The sequence below is a fragment of the Mycobacterium sp. ACS4054 genome (assembly GCF_001667275.1).
Classification (GTDB): domain Bacteria; phylum Actinomycetota; class Actinomycetes; order Mycobacteriales; family Mycobacteriaceae; genus Mycobacterium.
In genome coordinates, this window is the sequence record NZ_LZHV01000048.1 from 67,971 (window position 1) to 82,618 (window position 14,648).

Below are 14,648 nucleotides of genomic sequence, written 5' to 3' on the forward strand. Positions count from 1 at the left end.
GCCCTGTGAAGGCATGTTTTTCCGCCCAATTGCACCGTCACACCTACGATGGCCCCGTGGCCGGACCCCCGACGCGAGACCCTTTGGAAAGCGCGTTGCTGGACGGCCGCTACCTGGTGCAGTCCAAGATCGCCAGCGGCGGCACGTCGACCGTGTACCGCGGCCTCGACACCCGGCTCGACCGCCCCGTCGCGGTCAAGGTGATGGACTCCCGCTACGCCGGCGACGAGCAGTTCCTGACCCGCTTCCAGCGCGAGGCCCGCACGGTCGCGCGGCTCAAGGACCCCGGCCTGGTCGCCGTCTACGACCAGGGCCTGGACTCCCGGCACCCCTTCTTGGTGATGGAGCTCGTCGAGGGCGGGACGCTGCGCGAGCTGCTGGCCGAGCGCGGGCCGATGCCGCCCTATGCCGTGGCCGCGGTGCTGCGCCCCGTGCTGGGCGGGCTCGCGGCCGCGCACCGGTCCGGTCTGGTCCATCGCGACGTCAAGCCCGAAAACGTGCTGATCTCCGACGACGGCGACGTAAAGATCGCCGATTTCGGCCTGGTCCGTGCCGTTGCGGCCGCCGGAATCACTTCCACCAGCGTCATTTTGGGCACCGCCGCCTACCTGTCGCCCGAGCAGGTGCGCGACGGCGACGCCAGCCCGCGCAGCGACGTGTACTCCGCCGGGATCCTCGCCTACGAGCTGCTGACCGGGCGCACCCCGTTCACGGGTGACTCGCCGCTGGCCATCGCGTACCAACGGCTGGACACCGACGTGCCGCCGCCCAGCGCGGCGATCGACGGTGTGCACCCGCAGTTCGACGAGTTCGTGCGGCGCGCGACCGCGCGCGAGGCGGCCAACCGGTACGCCGACGCGATCGAGATGGGCGCCGAGCTGGACGCGATCGCCGAAGAGCTTGCGCTGCCGGACTTCTCCGTTCCCGCGCCCCGCAACTCCGCGCAACACCGGTCGGCGGCGCTGCACCACAGCCGCGTGAGCCAGCGTCCGGCCGGCGTGCAACAGCCCGCACCGGTCCGCCACCCCACCCGCCAGCTGACCCGCGGCCCCGAGGACTGGCCGGATCCCCCGCGCGCGCCGGTGTCCGATGACGAGCCCGACGAGGACTACGAATACTCCCCTGTCACAGGCGAATTCGCGGGCATTCCGATCGCCGAGTTCGCGTACGCCCGCCAGCGTGGCCGGCGCCTGGTGCTCATCTGGTTCGCGCTGGTGCTGGCGCTCACCGGGATGGTCGCCACCGCGGCGTGGACGATCGGCGGCAACCTGAACGGACTGTTCTAGTCGCGCAGCATCTCCGCGACCAGGAACGCCAACTCCAGCGACTGCTGGGTGTTCAGCCGCGGGTCGCACGCGGTTTCGTAGCGCCCGGCCAGGTCAAGGTCCGAAATGTCTTGCGCCCCACCGAGGCATTCGGTGACGTCCTCGCCGGTGATCTCGACGTGGATGCCACCCGGGTGGGTCCCCAGCGCGCGGTGCACCTCGAAGAAGCCCTGCACCTCGTCGACGACGCGGTCGAAGTGCCGGGTCTTGTACCCGTTGGACGACTCATGGGTGTTGCCGTGCATGGGGTCGCACTGCCAGATCACCTGGTGCCCGGTGGCCTGGACCTTCTCCACGATGGGGGGCAGCAGATCGCGCACCTTGTTGTTGCCCATCCGGCTCACCAAGGTCAACCGGCCGGGCTTGTTGTTCGGGTCGAGCCGTTCGACGTATTCGACGGCCAGTTCCGGGGTCATCGTCGGGCCGATCTTCACGCCGATCGGGTTGGCGATCACCTCCGCGAACGCGATGTGCGCGCCGTCGAGCTGACGGGTGCGCTCGCCGATCCAGACGGTGTGCGCCGACAGGTCGAACAGCTGCGGCTCGCCGTCGTCGCTTTCCGACAGCCGCAGCATGGCCCGCTCGTAGTCGAGCACCAAAGCCTCATGGCTGGCGTAGATTTCGGCGGTCTGCAGGTTGCGGTCGGCCACGCCGCACGCGCTCATGAACCGCAGGCCCCGGTCGATTTCGGTGGCCAGCGCCTCGTAGCGCGCGCCGGCCGGCGACGTCCGCACGAATTCCCTATTCCAGTCGTGGACCAGGTGCAGCGACGCCAGCCCCGAGGACGTCAGCGCGCGCACCAGGTTCATGGCCGCACTGGCGTTGGCGTAGGCGCGCACCAGCCGCGACGGGTCGTGCTCGCGGGCGGCCGCATCCGGCGCGAAGCCGTTGATCATGTCCCCGCGGTAGGACCGCAAACCCAGGGCGTCGATGTCGGCCGACCGCGGCTTGGCGTACTGGCCGGCGATGCGGGCCACCTTGACCACCGGCATGCTGGCGCCGTAGGTGAGCACCACGGCCATCTGCAGCAGCGCGCGGATGTTGCCCCGGATGTGGGGTTCGGTGTTGTCGGTGAAGGTCTCGGCGCAGTCGCCGCCCTGAAGCAGGAACGCCTCGCCCTTAGCCACCTGGGCCAGCTGCTCCTGCAGGCGCAGGATCTCCGACGGCACGGTGACCGGCGGCACGCTCTCCAGGACGGTGCGCATCGCCGTCGCCTGGTCGGCAGGCCAGCTGGGCTGCTGGGCCGCCGGCTTGGCCAGCGCGGCGTCCAGCCGCGCCCGCAGGTCGTTCGGCAACGGGGGCAGCGACGGCAGCTGGTCGATCGGGATGTCGACTGTCCAGTTCATCGGTCCATGGTAACCGGGCCGCGAGGGTGACTGATCAGCGCGAACGCCGTTCGGGCGATGCTCCCCCGTCCGGATGGCCCCCGTGGCCGCCGGCGTCCGCAGCGGTGATCAGACGGAATCGGCGCAGCTGGTCGCGGGCGTCGACCAGCGCGTCGTGGGCGTCGCGGGACCGCGGCGGCATCGGCGGGCACCCCCGGTCCTCCCACAGTTGCCGCAGGTCGCGAGTGAAGCGGGGCAGCGCTCGCGGCAACTCGGGCATCGTGCCCCACAGCTGGCACAGGGCCACGTGGTCGTAGGCACCGATCCAGGCCCACAACTCGATCGGCTCGGTGCCGGCGACGCCGAAGAACTCCTCCAGGTCCAGGCGAATCTGCCTGCGGGAGCGCCACAGCTGCGACGCCGGCGACGGCAGCTTGGGCAGCACGTTGGCGCGCACCCAGGCGCCGGCGCGCTCGGGGTCGAATTCCGTGGAGACTGCGTAATATTCGCGGCCGTCCTCGGCGACCACCCCGATCGAGATCAACTCGATGGTGCGGCCGTCTTCGATGAATTCGGTGTCGTAGAAGTACCGCACCGGAGCAAGCCTACGGCCGGCGACGGCGAGCGCGGGAACCGCGCGAGTGTGGGGGCACCCCATCGATACGGCCGGCGAGCCGGCTATCTGCCGATCAGGATCGGCTCGGTGGGCGGCGGGGCCGCGTGGACGTCGTGGTCGAGCTGGGCGTCGACCGCGCGTTCGTCGGGCAGGCTCGGGGTGCCCGCGATCGCACACTGGACCCACAACTTGGCCCGAACGACCGGGCGACGCAGCCGGCGTTCCCGCTGCAGCGCGCGCCGCATCTTGTCGGGCTGGACGGTATAGCGCCAGCGGGCCCAGGGCGCGTGCGGGCGCGACAACCGGATGGCGCCGATGACCAGCAGGACGACGATGAACATGCCGAGCAAACCGGTCCACACCTTGCCCTTGAGCACCACCACCACGGCCATCGGCAGCGTCAACACCAAGGCGCCGGCCACCGCGGCCCGCAGGGGCCACGAGGCGGCGCCCTCCCAGATCGGCAGGAAGAACATCAGCGGGTGCAGGCCCATGATCAGCAGACCGGCCACGCCCACCGCCGCGAACACCGCGTCCACCGAGGTGCGCCCATCCTCGGACCAGTAGACGTCCGACAGGTGCAGGATCAGCGCGTACTCGTCGAGCACCAGGGCGGCCCCGATCCCGAAAAAGATTGCGGCCAAGGTGAAGTCGGGCTCTTGCCCGTCGATGGACAGCGTGACCAGCGTCAGGCCCGACAGCAACACCAACACCACCCCGAACGTCACGTGGTGGATGTGGATCCCACCGACGTGCACGTTGCGCGGGTGCCACCATCGGGCGGGGCGTCCGGCGTCGGCGCGGTGGCGGATGAAGCGCACGAACGATCGGGTGACGAAGAACGTCAGGATGAACGCCACCAGGCAACACAGCAGGGGCAGCCGGCCGGCCTCGATGATGTCGTGCGCGAACCAGCGGGTCACCCGCAGCACGAACCAGTGGAGCACTCTTGAAACCTACGCCTGTGAGCGCCGACGCCGCGGGAGCCGCGCTGTGCCACATGCCACGCCCGCCCACCGATTACGCTGTTGTGCGACATGAGTAGATTGCGGGCGCCCGACCAGGGCTTACCAAGCAGACGTGGCCCCGGTCAGGTGCTGTTGTGGTGCGGACTTTGGCTGCTGGCGGCGGCGGGGCTGGGCTACGTGGGTTGGCAACTGTTCGGGCACATCCCCTACCGCATCGACATCGACGTGTACCAAATGGGCGCGCAAGCCTGGATGCACGGGCATTCGCTGTACCACGGCGAGGTGCTGTTCCACACGCCGATCGGCCTTGACCTGCCGTTCACCTACCCCCCGCTCGCGGCGATCGTGTTCTGCCCGTTCGCCTGGCTGCACATGCCGGCCGCCAGCGTCGCGATCACCGCGCTGACCTTGGTGCTGCTGGTGGTGTCGACGGTGATCGTGCTTACCCGCCTGGATGTCTGGGCCACCTCGTCGGCGTTGCCGGGCCCGGCCTGGCCGCGCCGCTGGTGGCTGGCCATCGTCATCACCGTCGGGGCGACGCTGTGGCTGGAACCCATCACCTCCAACTTCGCCTTCGGCCAGATCAACGTCGTGCTGATGACCCTGGTGATCGCGGACTGCATGCCCCGTCGCACGCCGTGGCCGCGCGGCCTGCTGCTGGGGCTGGGCATCGCGCTCAAACTGACGCCGGCGGTCTTTCTGCTCTACTTCCTGCTGCGCCGCGACAACCGTGCGGCGCTGACGGCGGTGCTGTCCTTCGTGGCGGCGACGACGGTCGGTTTCGTTCTGGCGTGGAGCGATTCATGGGAGTACTGGACGCACACCCTGCAACACACCGACCGGATCGGCGAGGCGGCGTTGAACACCGATCAGAACATCGCCGGGGCGCTGGCCCGGATCGCCCTGGGTGAGCAGCCGCGCTTCCTGCTGTGGGTGGCGGCCTGCCTGCTGGTGCTGGCGCTGACCGTATGGGCGATGCGCAGGGTGCTGCGGGCCGACGAGCCCGCGCTGGCGGTCGTGTGCGTCGCGCTCTTCGGCCTGGTGGTCTCGCCCGTCTCGTGGTCGCACCACTGGGTGTGGGGGTTGCCGACGGTCGTGGTGCTCGCCGTGCTGGCCTGGCGGCGCCGCAACGTGGCGCTGGCCGTAGTCGGCCTCGCCGGTGTCGCGCTGATGCGGTGGTCGCCGATCGACCTGCTGCCCAAGCACCACGAGGCGACCGCGGCCTGGTGGCGCCAGCTGGCCGGGATGTCCTACGTGTGGTGGGCGCTGGCGGTCCTGGTCGTGGCCGGGCTGACGGTCACCGCCCGCACGCCGTCACGGGATACGGCACCGCAGCAATTGACGCCGGTGACAGCCGCCGGCTAACCGAGCCGCCTAGCCGGCGGCGGTTTCCGGGATCCGCTCGGCCTGGCTGGACGATCCGTCACCGTTGCGGCTTTCCTTGAGGCTGGCGGCGTAGATGTCCACGTACTCCTGGCCGGACAGCCCCATCAGCTCGTAGATCACCTCGTCGATGACGGCCCGCTCGATGAATCGGTTGCCGGCCAGCCCCTCGAAACGGGAGAAGTCCATCGGCTTGCCGAAGCGCACGGTCACCCGCCCGAAGCGCAGCATGTTCGTGCCGGGCGGGTTGACGACGTTGGTGCCGATCATCGCGACCGGGATCACGGGCACCCCGGTGTGCAGGGCCAGCCGCGCCAGGCCGGTCTTGCCCTTGTACAGCCGGCCGTCGGGCGAGCGGGTGCCCTCGGGGTACATCCCCAGCAGCTTGCCCTGGGACAGCAGCCGTTCGGCGGTGGTCAGCGCGGCCTGCGCGCTGTCGGCGTCGGTCCGGTCGATCGGCACCTGGCCCACGGCGGTGAAAAACCAGCGCTGAAACCAACCCTTCAGGCCGGTTCCGGTGAAGTATTCGGCCTTCGCCAGGAAGGTGATCCGCCGACGCACCACCAAGGGCAGATAGAAACTGTCCATCACCGCCAGGTGATTGCTGGCCAGGATCGCCGGACCGGAGCTCGGAATGTGTTCCAGCCCTTCAACTTTTGGGCGGCCGAGCAAGGCCAGCAACGGGCCGAGGAGCACGTACTTGAATAGCCAGTACCACATGGCCCTCCCTCTCGCCCGCCGTTCTGCGCCAACTGTACCCATCGCTTGCGCACGGGACCACCTTCGGCGCAGGCGGTTACTCCTCGACGGTGACCGGGATCGGCTGGTAGCGGGTCCGGGTGGCGGCGTCCGGGGTCTGTGTTTCGGTGACGCCGTCGCCGGGCGGCCCGTCCGGCGGCGGGGGCGCCGCGCCGTTGACGTCGTCGAGCATGGCGCGTACCACCTCGAGCAGGGCGATGCTGTGGTCGGCGATCACGGTGATCAAGGGGTGCTGGTCGCCGGTCGCCAGCGCGGCCAGCGCGCACACCGGGCACCACACCTGCTGACACTTGCCCGTCCCGACGCCCCGGCCCGCCGTCAGCGCGGCCGCCGTCCGCATCGCCGGATCGATTCCGTCCAGGATCGCCTGGGCGAGCCTGCGCAGCTCCGGACCGATCTCGGAATGACCCTCACTCACTTAGGCCACACCTCCGGGTCTGGTCGAAATCGGACTGTCAGCTCGCCGCCCCGCAGGTGTGCGTCCAGCACCGTGCACCGCCGGAGCACAGATGCCAGCCGAACCCTGCGCCGCAATCCGCCCGCGCTGATGATGAGGTCGTCATCGACGCGACCCAGCGTCAGCCCAGACGGATCGAGTTGCGGCAACGCTAGCCGCATTCGGTAGACGGAACCAAGTCCCGTTCCGGATTCCAGGTCCACCGTCGGCCGCAGCGGTCCCGGCGGCGCGGTCCCGCCGCGCCGGCGCGCGCTGTCGAGCAACGCGCCCAGCGCCTTCGCGCCGATCGGCTCGCCGGACAGGTGCGGAGTCATCACCAGGGCCACCTCACCAATGGTGGCGTCGAGCTCGTCGAGAACACCACGTTGTTCGGAAATGCGTTCGGCGTACCAGTAAAACGCGGGGTGATCGGGCAGGTTGCGGTATTCGTAAGAATCGTCTTCGGTCAGAACCTGATTGACGATCAGCTCCTCGACGCGCACGCCCATCAACGCCAGCGAACCCAGCGTCCGGGCCGCCTCGGCCGCGACCACCCGCTCCGGGGTCAACACCAAATGCGCGCTGACCAATTCGCCGTCGGTCAGCAGGGCGCCCAGCCCCTCGACGCTGGCGCTGATGCGTTCGAGCAGTTCCACCACCGCCGCCGACCGGGCGTCGTCGGCGCCGATGGACAGCCGCCGATGCCGCGGCCACGCCCGCTCGACGTAGAGCCCGAAGGTGGCGGGCAGGGTCAACATGCGCAGCGCGTCGGCGGTCGAGGCGCAGTCCACGACGACGCGATCCCAGCGCCCGGAGACGGCCAGCTCACCGACCGCGTGCAGGCCGAGCACTTCCTGAACGCCCGGTAGTGCCGAAAGTTCTTCCGGCGCAATGGTACTCAGTTCGGATTCGGGGAACCGCCGATCCAGGGTGTCGACCACGTCGCGCCAGCGAGACTCGAGCAGGGCCAAGGTGTCCAGCGCCAGCGCGTCGAGGAAGCCCCCGCCGGCCTGTTCGTCATCGGCAAGCACCCGAACCAGTTCGCCCTGGCTCGGCGGAACGGGGACGCCGAACACGTCGCCGAGTGAGTGCGCCTGGTCGGTGGACACCACCAGCACCCGCTGGCCGGCGCTCGCGGCACTGACCGCGGTGGCGCACGCCAGCGTGGATTTTCCTACCCCGCCCTTGCCAACGAATAGACTGATCCGGGCCGGGGTGGACGCCCGCGATTCGTTGGACTCACTCAGCCCTCGACTCGTTTCTTCAGATCCTTCAACGCGGTGTCGGTCAGCCGGCGCTCGGCCTTGCGTTTGAGCAATCCGATCATGGGGACGGCGAGGTCGACCGAGAGCTCGTAGGTGACCTCGGTGCCAGATCCCTTGGGCGCCAACCGATATGTGCCCTCCAGGGAACGCAGCAACGAGCTGGAGACCAGCGTCCAACTGACCGACTGCCGGTCCTTTGGCCACTGGTAGGACATGACCAACGTGTCCTTGAGCACCGCGGCGTCCAGCACCACCCGCGCGACCTTGGGGTAGCCGTCGGCGTCCGTCTCCTGGACCTCGGCCTCCCGGTATTCGGAGATCCACTGCGGGTAGGAATCGATATCCGCGATCACGTCCATCACCGTGCCCGGGTCGGCCTCGATGTAGATGGTCTGCGACGTCTTCTCCGCCACCTGGTGTTGCCCTCTCTCCTGCAAGCGGTCGACGCCGCCGGCGGGGAAACTACCGTGCGGGTCTACCCCCCGGGCCTCCGGTCCGAAACGGTACTCTCCCCTGCAAACCTGACCCGGCTAAACTACCGGAGAAACTCCGACCGGGCGGAGGCGTTCCAGCGTCGTCTTCACCTCGAAGGCCATTTTCTTTCCCGCCACCCGACGGCGGTGTGTCATTTTCGCCAGATTGAGCTTCGCCAGCTGCCAGGCCGCCACCCCGGTGGGTTCGGCGTGCAGGAAATAGTGCAGCACCACCCCGTCCAGCGACGGTTCCAGCCAGATCTCCATGGTGCCGGTCAACGCGCCGGTGACCGCCCAACGGATGCCCTTGTCGGCGCGGTCCTCGACGACCTGCAGGCGCAGGTCCGGCCACCAGCGACGCCAGCTGGACTGATCGGAGACGGCGGCGCCGACCCGCGCGCCGTCGGCGGCGATGAACGTCTCGTCGGCGATCTGGATGCTGTTCACCACCTCAGCTTCACACACCTCGCCAAAGGCCCGGCAGACTGCCACCGTTCCTGCGTCAATGCGCGGATTAGGCTGGACGACATCAAGCCGTCCCCCCGGATACGTCACTAGCCAAACGAGGTCAGTAAGAGTGCGTGAGTACAGTGTCCCCGCCCGCTTCTCCGTCGGCGAGCACGACAACATCGCGGCCATGGTCTTCGAGCACGAGCAGCAAGACCCCGGCTTCGTCATCTTCCGGCGCCAGGTCGACGGCGTCTGGACCGACGTCACCTGCGCCGAGGTGGCCCACCAGGTTCGCTCGGCGGCGCTGGGCCTGATCGGGCTCGGGGTGCAGGCCGGTGACCGGGTGTCCATCTTCTCGGCCACCCGCTACGAGTGGGCGATCATCGACCTCGCGATCCTGTCGGTGGGCGCGGTCACCGTGCCGATCTACGAGACGTCGTCGGCCGAGCAGGTGCGCTGGGTACTGCAGGACTCCGAGGCGGTGCTGGCGTTCGCCGAAACCGACGCGCACGCCGCGATGGTCACCGAGCTCACCGCCGAGCTGCCGGCGCTGCGCCGCGTGCTGCACATCGACGGCTCGGGCCCGAAGGCGCTGGACCAGCTCGTCGAGGCCGGCGCGTCGGTCGAGCCCGCCGAGCTGACCGCCCGCCAGGAGGCGCTGCGCGCCGACGACCCGGCCACGCTCATCTACACCTCGGGGACCACCGGGCGGCCCAAGGGCTGCCAGCTGACCCATTCCAACCTGCTGTACGAGACCCGGGGCGCCAAGGAATGCCTGCCCACCCTGCTGGATGAGGGGCAGCGGCTGCTGATCTTCCTGCCGCTGGCCCACGTGCTGGCGCGCTCGCTGACGCTCTCGGCGTTCGCCAACAAGGTGACGGTCGGGTTCACCAGCGACATCAAGAACCTGCTGCCGATGTTCGCGGTGTTCAAGCCGACGGTGGTGGTCTCGGTGCCGCGGGTGTTCGAGAAGGTCTACAACACCGCCGAGCAGAACGCCGTCAACGACGGCAAGGGGCGGATCTTCGCGGCCGCCGTGCAGACCGCCGTCGACTGGAGCCAGGCGCAGGACCGCGGCCGGCCCGGGCTGGTGCTGCGCGCCAAGCACGCGCTGTTCGACCGGCTGGTCTACCACAAGTTGCGCGCCGCCCTGGGCGGTGAATGCCACGCGTCGGTCTCGGGCGGGGCCCCGCTGGGGGCGCGGCTGGGCCACTTCTACCGCGGCGTGGGTTTGACGATCCACGAGGGCTACGGCCTGACCGAGACCAGCTCGGCCATCACGGTCAACCAGGTCGGCAACGTCAGGATCGGGACGGTCGGAACGCTGTTGCCGGGCAACAGCATGCGCATCGCCGAGGACGGCGAGCTGCTGGTGCGCGGCGGCGTGGTGTTCAGCGGCTACTGGCGCAACGAGCAGGCCACCAACGACGCGTTCACCGACGGCTGGTTCAAGACCGGCGACCTCGGCGCGCTGGACGAGGACGGCTTTCTGAAGATCACCGGCCGCAAGAAGGAGATCATCGTCACCGCCGGCGGCAAGAACGTCGCGCCGGCGGTGCTCGAGGACCAGCTGCGGGCGCACGCCCTGATCAGCCAGGCCATGGTGGTGGGCGACGCCAAGCCGTTCATCGGCGCCCTGATCACGATCGACCCCGAGGCGTTCGGCGCCTGGAAGGAACGCAACCACAAGGCCGCCGACGCGTCGGTGGGCGACCTAGCCACCGACCCCGACCTCGTCGCCGAGGTGGACGCGGCCGTCAAGCACGCCAACCTGGCGGTGTCGCACGCGGAGTCCATCCGCAAGTTCCGCATCCTGCCGGTCGACTTCACCGAGGACACCGGCGAGCTGACGCCGACGATGAAGGTCAAGCGCAACGTGGTCGCCGAGAAGTTCGCCGCCGACATCGAGTCGATCTACGAGAAGGAATAGCTAGGCCCGCAGCAGCTCGGCCAGCCGCGCCGCGAGCACGTCCCACCGCCAGTGGGCCAGCGCCCACTCGCGTCCCGCCGCGCCCATCGCGGCCGCCCGATCCCGATCGCCGAGCACCTCGCTGACCGCGCCGGCGACGGCGTCCCGCGAGCGGCCATCGACCACCAGCCCAGTCTTGTTGTGCTGCACGGCTTCTGGAGCGCCGCCCGAGTCGCCGGCGATCACCGGCTTACCCGTCGCCGACGCCTCGAGGAACACGATGCCCAGCCCCTCGACGTCCATGCCTGCGCCGCGGGTGCGGCACGGCATGGCGAAGACGTCGGCCAGCGCGTGGTGGGCCGGGAGCTCGGCGGCCGGCACGCCGCCGGTGAACGTCACCTGGTCGGCCACCCCGCAATCGCGGGCCAGCTTGCGCAGCGAGTCCAGATAGGGGCCGCCGCCGACGATCACCAGGGCCGCCCCGGCGACCTGCTGCCGGATCACCGGCAGCGCCTTGATCAGCATGTCCTGGCCCTTGCGCGGGACCAGGCGGGACACGCACACGACGGTGGGCCGCTCACCGAGCCCATACCGCTCGCGCAGCGCGGCGCCCGCGGCGGGGTCGGGCCGGAACCGGTCGGTGTTCACCCCCGGCGGCAGGTATTCCAACGAGGCGTGCGGCCCGAACGCCGGCGCGAACCGGTCGCGGGTGTAGCGGCTGACGAAGGTGACGACGTCGGTGGTGTCGCCGATGCGGCGCAGCACCGACCGCGCGACCGGCAGCATCGACCAGCCCACCTCGTGCCCGTGCGTGCTGGCCACCACCCGGGTCGCGCCGGCCGGGCGGGCGCGCTGCGCGAGCAGCGCCAGCGGCGCCGCCGCGCCGAACCAGACGGTGTCGATGCCGTGGTCGGCGATCAGCCGGCGCATCCGGGAGTCGACCGCCCGCCCCGGCAGCATCAGCGTGCCCGGATGGCGGACCACCCGATAGCCGGCCGCTTTGGCGGAGTCGTCGAAGGCGTCGGCGCCCTTCCACTGCGGCGCGTACACGGTCACCGAATGCGACCCGGCGTCGACCAGCCGACCGACGAAGTCGTTGAGGTAGGACTGGATGCCGCCCGGCCGGGGCGGAAAGTCGTTGGTTACCAGCAGGACCCGACTCACTGCGACAGGCTAGCCTGGCGCCGCGCGCGGGCCGTGCGGGGCATCCGTCAGGCCGGGTGGGTCAGCCAGCCGTGCCAGCGCACGAGCAGGCCCGGCGTATCGGTGGCCAGGACGTCGTGGACGGCGGTGGGCACGTCGGTGTGGCCGACCCCGCAGACCGCCAGATACAGGTCGCGCAGCTTGGCGGCCCCGTAGGTGTCCGCGACGAAGCGGGCGAACCACCACGCGCGGTCGTAGGAGAGTGAGCGCTGCGGCCCGGGCGCGTCCAGGTCGGTGTCCGAGGGCAGCGTCAGCGGCACCGGAAGCGCGTCGGGGGGGACCGGCGTCTGGGGCCGGGCGATGAAGTCGGCCACCCCTTCGGCCAGCCATCGGGGCGCATCCGGGGCGGTGTCCACGCGCGCGGCGTAGTGAAAAAGCTCGTGTGTCAACACAATTCGTAGCGCACCCGCGGTCATGCTGGCCGCACCCGGCGCGAACACGATCCGCTCATTGATGGCCACCCGGCGCGCGGGATCGACACGGTCGACGACGGTTACCGCCGCGATGTCGGCCCATTGTGCCGGCGGGCCCCCGCCCGCGGCGGCGCGGAACTCCTCGTCGGTGCGGGCCGCGATCACCGCGATCTCCCGCGACCAGTCGACACCCCAGAACGCCTCGACCGCGTTGATCGCGCCGCCGATATCGGCGGAGACCCGCGACAGCAGACGGTCGCCGCCGAGTCCCAGCAGCCGAACGGTGCGGTCGCCGGCGACTTGCGACCTGGTCGCCGCGGCGACCTCGCTAGGCGCTGGAGTGATCAGCTGCGCGGGGCGTGCGCGGCTGTCGCGTTCGGCGTCGAAGGGCACGGCCGCGGCGACGATCAATTCGACGACGAATACCCAGGCCAGCAGCATCGTCAGCCGCTGGCGCGGCGTCCGGGGGCCCCTGCTAGTAGCGGCGGGCGTCGTGGACCGGGCCTGCGGCATTCATCGGCACCACCCGCACCGGCTGGCCGTAGGTGGAGGAATGGATCACCATGCCGTCACCGACGTAGAGGCCGCTGTGTGACGCGTCGTTGTAGAAGGTGATCACGTCACCGGGCTGCAGGTCCGACAGCGACACCGGTTGGCCGCCCGTGGCCTGCGCCTGGCTGGAGTGCGGGAGGGAAATGCCGGCCTGCTGGAACGCCCACATCACCAGCCCGGAGCAGTCGAACCCGCCGGGTGCGGCGCCACCCCACACGTAGGGCGAGCCGACCTGGGTCAGCGCCGCCTGCACGACGGTCGCGCGGTCACCGCCGCCGGCCCCGCCGCCGAACGGTCCGGACATTCCGCCGGGCGGCGGCGCCTCACCGGGTACCTGTCCGGCCGGTGGCGGCGCGCCCGGCGGCGCGGCCTCCGGCGCGGGCGCGCCGGGTGCCGGGAGCCCGGCCGGGATGGGGCCGGGATCGGCGAGCGCGGTGCGCTGCTCGGGCGACAGGGATACGTATTGCGACTTGACCACCGCGATCTGCACCTGCAGCTGACTCTGCTTGGACTGCAGGCTCGCTCGCACCGCGGCGGCCTGCTCGGCCGCGCTCTTGGCGTCGGCGGCGGACTTCGCGGACTCCCGCTCGGCCTTGGCGGCCTGCTCGCCGGCGACCCGGAAGTTCGTCATCTGGTCGGACATCTGCGTCGCCATCAGCCGCTGCATGGCCAGCTTGTCGATCAACCCCTGCGGCGATCCGGCGGTCAGCATGGCCGTCATGCCGTCGACCCGGCCGCCCATGTACGTCGCGGCGGCGAGCTTGTTCACGGCGCCCTGGAACGACGCCAGGCGGGCCTTGGCCGCATCGACGGCGGCCTGGGCGTCGTCGTGCTTCTTCTCCGCCGCACGCTGGGCGACCAGCTTGTTGTTCAGGTCGAGCTGCGCGCTGTGCATCGCCTCGGTGGTCTGCTCGGCCTGGCGGGACAGCTCGTTGAGCTTCGCCAGCGCGTCCTCGGCCGGGTCGGCCGAGACGTTCGCGGCAACGACGCCGGAAAAGACCGTGAAGCCCGCTAGGGTCCCGATGGCAATTCGTGTGAGGACACGCGCAAACGGGTATCTAGAGTCAAGCCTCAAGATTTTGCTTCCTTAAACGGCCATCGACGACCGCGCGTCGTCGAGCTGGTTTAGGTCTCAAACAGGTTACGAAACGATATCGACGTTTGTCCAAAGCGAGCGGTTAAGAAATTGGAAAGATTTCTGTCATAACCATGTGAACGCCGATGTCCCCCTCGTAAACCTTTGGCACACAAAGCATCCTAAGCCACGCCAAAATCGTGTCCGCGGCGGATGGGTACCAGCCGCAATCGCGGTGCCAGTCCCGCATCGGCAAGAACCGCCAATGCAGCGCATTCGTCCTCCAACAAAGTTTCCGGGACCCCGAGTAACACGCTGACGACGCAGTCGCGGCATCCCGGGCCGCGCACCGCGCAGTCGTCACAGTCGATCACCACCGGCGCCCCCGCTTCCGGCACCATCGCGCCGTAGCTGTCGGGCCCACTGCTTCGTGCCATCGGATCGGTCCTCTCGGTCAGGCTTGGCGAACGTCAGGTCGGACTACCCGAACGGTAAC

The 14,648-nt window shown here is 69.8% G+C and carries 15 protein-coding genes; 3 read left to right on the forward strand and 12 right to left on the reverse strand.

Annotated elements, in window-relative coordinates; genetic code table 11:
• Positions 1-56: 56 nt before the first annotated feature.
• Positions 57-1,286: a protein kinase gene (locus A5730_RS12700; protein ID WP_197506242.1), complete on the forward strand. Its 1,230-nt coding sequence runs from the start codon at positions 57-59 to the stop codon at positions 1,284-1,286.
• Here the strand turns inward: A5730_RS12700 and A5730_RS12705 are convergent.
• The 3 genes from A5730_RS12705 to A5730_RS12715 form a co-directional block, all read right to left on the reverse strand.
• Complete coding sequence (locus A5730_RS12705) at positions 1,283-2,671, reverse strand: class II 3-deoxy-7-phosphoheptulonate synthase (RefSeq protein WP_067900524.1); 1,389 nt, start codon at positions 2,669-2,671, stop codon at positions 1,283-1,285. The two genes, A5730_RS12700 and A5730_RS12705, sit on opposite strands and share 4 nt — an antisense overlap.
• Before the next feature lie 34 nt (positions 2,672-2,705).
• Entirely contained in the window at positions 2,706-3,245 is a 540-nt protein-coding gene (locus A5730_RS12710; protein ID WP_067900527.1) for a polyadenylate-specific 3'-exoribonuclease AS, read from the reverse strand.
• Between the two features lie 83 nt (positions 3,246-3,328).
• Positions 3,329-4,195 (reverse strand): hypothetical protein, encoded by an 867-nt coding sequence (locus tag A5730_RS12715; RefSeq protein ID WP_197506244.1) that lies wholly within the window; start codon positions 4,193-4,195, stop codon positions 3,329-3,331.
• A gap of 108 nt (positions 4,196-4,303) precedes the next feature.
• Here A5730_RS12715 and A5730_RS12720 point away from each other — a divergent pair, with 108 nt between their 5' ends.
• Positions 4,304-5,599 (forward strand): glycosyltransferase 87 family protein, encoded by a 1,296-nt coding sequence (locus tag A5730_RS12720; RefSeq protein ID WP_067900532.1) that lies wholly within the window; start codon positions 4,304-4,306, stop codon positions 5,597-5,599.
• Between the two features lie 9 nt (positions 5,600-5,608).
• Here A5730_RS12720 and A5730_RS12725 read toward each other — a convergent pair whose 3' ends face one another.
• The 5 genes from A5730_RS12725 to A5730_RS12745 form a co-directional block, all read right to left on the reverse strand.
• A complete protein-coding gene (locus A5730_RS12725) occupies positions 5,609-6,337 on the reverse strand; it encodes a 1-acyl-sn-glycerol-3-phosphate acyltransferase (protein WP_067822285.1) in 729 nt (242 codons plus the stop codon).
• Between the two features lie 76 nt (positions 6,338-6,413).
• Positions 6,414-6,794, reverse strand: coding sequence for a hypothetical protein (locus A5730_RS12730; protein ID WP_067900536.1), 381 nt, complete (start codon positions 6,792-6,794; stop codon positions 6,414-6,416).
• On the reverse strand, positions 6,791-8,059 hold the full coding sequence (locus A5730_RS12735; protein WP_197506245.1) for an ArsA family ATPase: 1,269 nt from the start codon (positions 8,057-8,059) through the stop codon (positions 6,791-6,793). The genes A5730_RS12730 and A5730_RS12735 overlap by 4 nt, the downstream gene beginning before the upstream one ends.
• Positions 8,056-8,490, reverse strand: a complete 435-nt coding sequence (locus A5730_RS12740; RefSeq protein WP_055401004.1) for an SRPBCC family protein — start codon at positions 8,488-8,490, stop codon at positions 8,056-8,058. The genes A5730_RS12735 and A5730_RS12740 overlap by 4 nt, the downstream gene beginning before the upstream one ends.
• Positions 8,491-8,607: 117 nt before the next feature.
• The gene (locus A5730_RS12745) at positions 8,608-8,997 is read right to left on the reverse strand and encodes a polyketide cyclase / dehydrase and lipid transport (protein ID WP_067900618.1); all 390 of its coding nucleotides are present in this window, start codon (positions 8,995-8,997) and stop codon (positions 8,608-8,610) included.
• 130 nt (positions 8,998-9,127) lie between these two features.
• Here A5730_RS12745 and A5730_RS12750 point away from each other — a divergent pair, with 130 nt between their 5' ends.
• A complete protein-coding gene (locus tag A5730_RS12750) occupies positions 9,128-10,930 on the forward strand; it encodes a long-chain fatty acid--CoA ligase (protein ID WP_067900541.1) in 1,803 nt (600 codons plus the stop codon).
• On the opposite strand, the gene pimB is transcribed toward A5730_RS12750, so the two are convergent.
• From pimB to A5730_RS25175, 4 genes are all read right to left on the reverse strand, one after another.
• Entirely contained in the window at positions 10,931-12,073 is a 1,143-nt protein-coding gene (pimB, locus tag A5730_RS12755) for a GDP-mannose-dependent alpha-(1-6)-phosphatidylinositol monomannoside mannosyltransferase (protein ID WP_067900544.1), read from the reverse strand.
• Between the two features lie 47 nt (positions 12,074-12,120).
• Positions 12,121-12,966: a hypothetical protein gene (locus A5730_RS12760; protein ID WP_067900547.1), complete on the reverse strand. Its 846-nt coding sequence runs from the start codon at positions 12,964-12,966 to the stop codon at positions 12,121-12,123.
• 34 nt (positions 12,967-13,000) lie between these two features.
• Positions 13,001-14,152: a peptidoglycan hydrolase RipC gene (gene ripC / locus A5730_RS12765; protein ID WP_067900550.1), complete on the reverse strand. Its 1,152-nt coding sequence runs from the start codon at positions 14,150-14,152 to the stop codon at positions 13,001-13,003.
• A 182-nt stretch (positions 14,153-14,334) separates the two neighbouring features.
• Entirely contained in the window at positions 14,335-14,589 is a 255-nt protein-coding gene (locus A5730_RS25175) for a hypothetical protein (RefSeq protein WP_082946815.1), read from the reverse strand.
• Positions 14,590-14,648 lie beyond the last annotated feature (59 nt).

Coding starts and splice junctions, on each gene's coding strand:
- A5730_RS12720 (WP_067900532.1), top strand. CDS start 4,304: ATGAGTAGATTGCGGGCGCCCGACCAGGGCTTACCAAGCAGACGTGGC.
- A5730_RS12705 (WP_067900524.1), bottom strand. CDS start 2,671: ATGAACTGGACAGTCGACATCCCGATCGACCAGCTGCCGTCGCTGCCC.
- A5730_RS12725 (WP_067822285.1), bottom strand. CDS start 6,337: ATGTGGTACTGGCTATTCAAGTACGTGCTCCTCGGCCCGTTGCTGGCC.
- A5730_RS12760 (WP_067900547.1), bottom strand. CDS start 12,966: ATGCTGCTGGCCTGGGTATTCGTCGTCGAATTGATCGTCGCCGCGGCC.
- A5730_RS25175 (WP_082946815.1), bottom strand. CDS start 14,589: ATGGCACGAAGCAGTGGGCCCGACAGCTACGGCGCGATGGTGCCGGAA.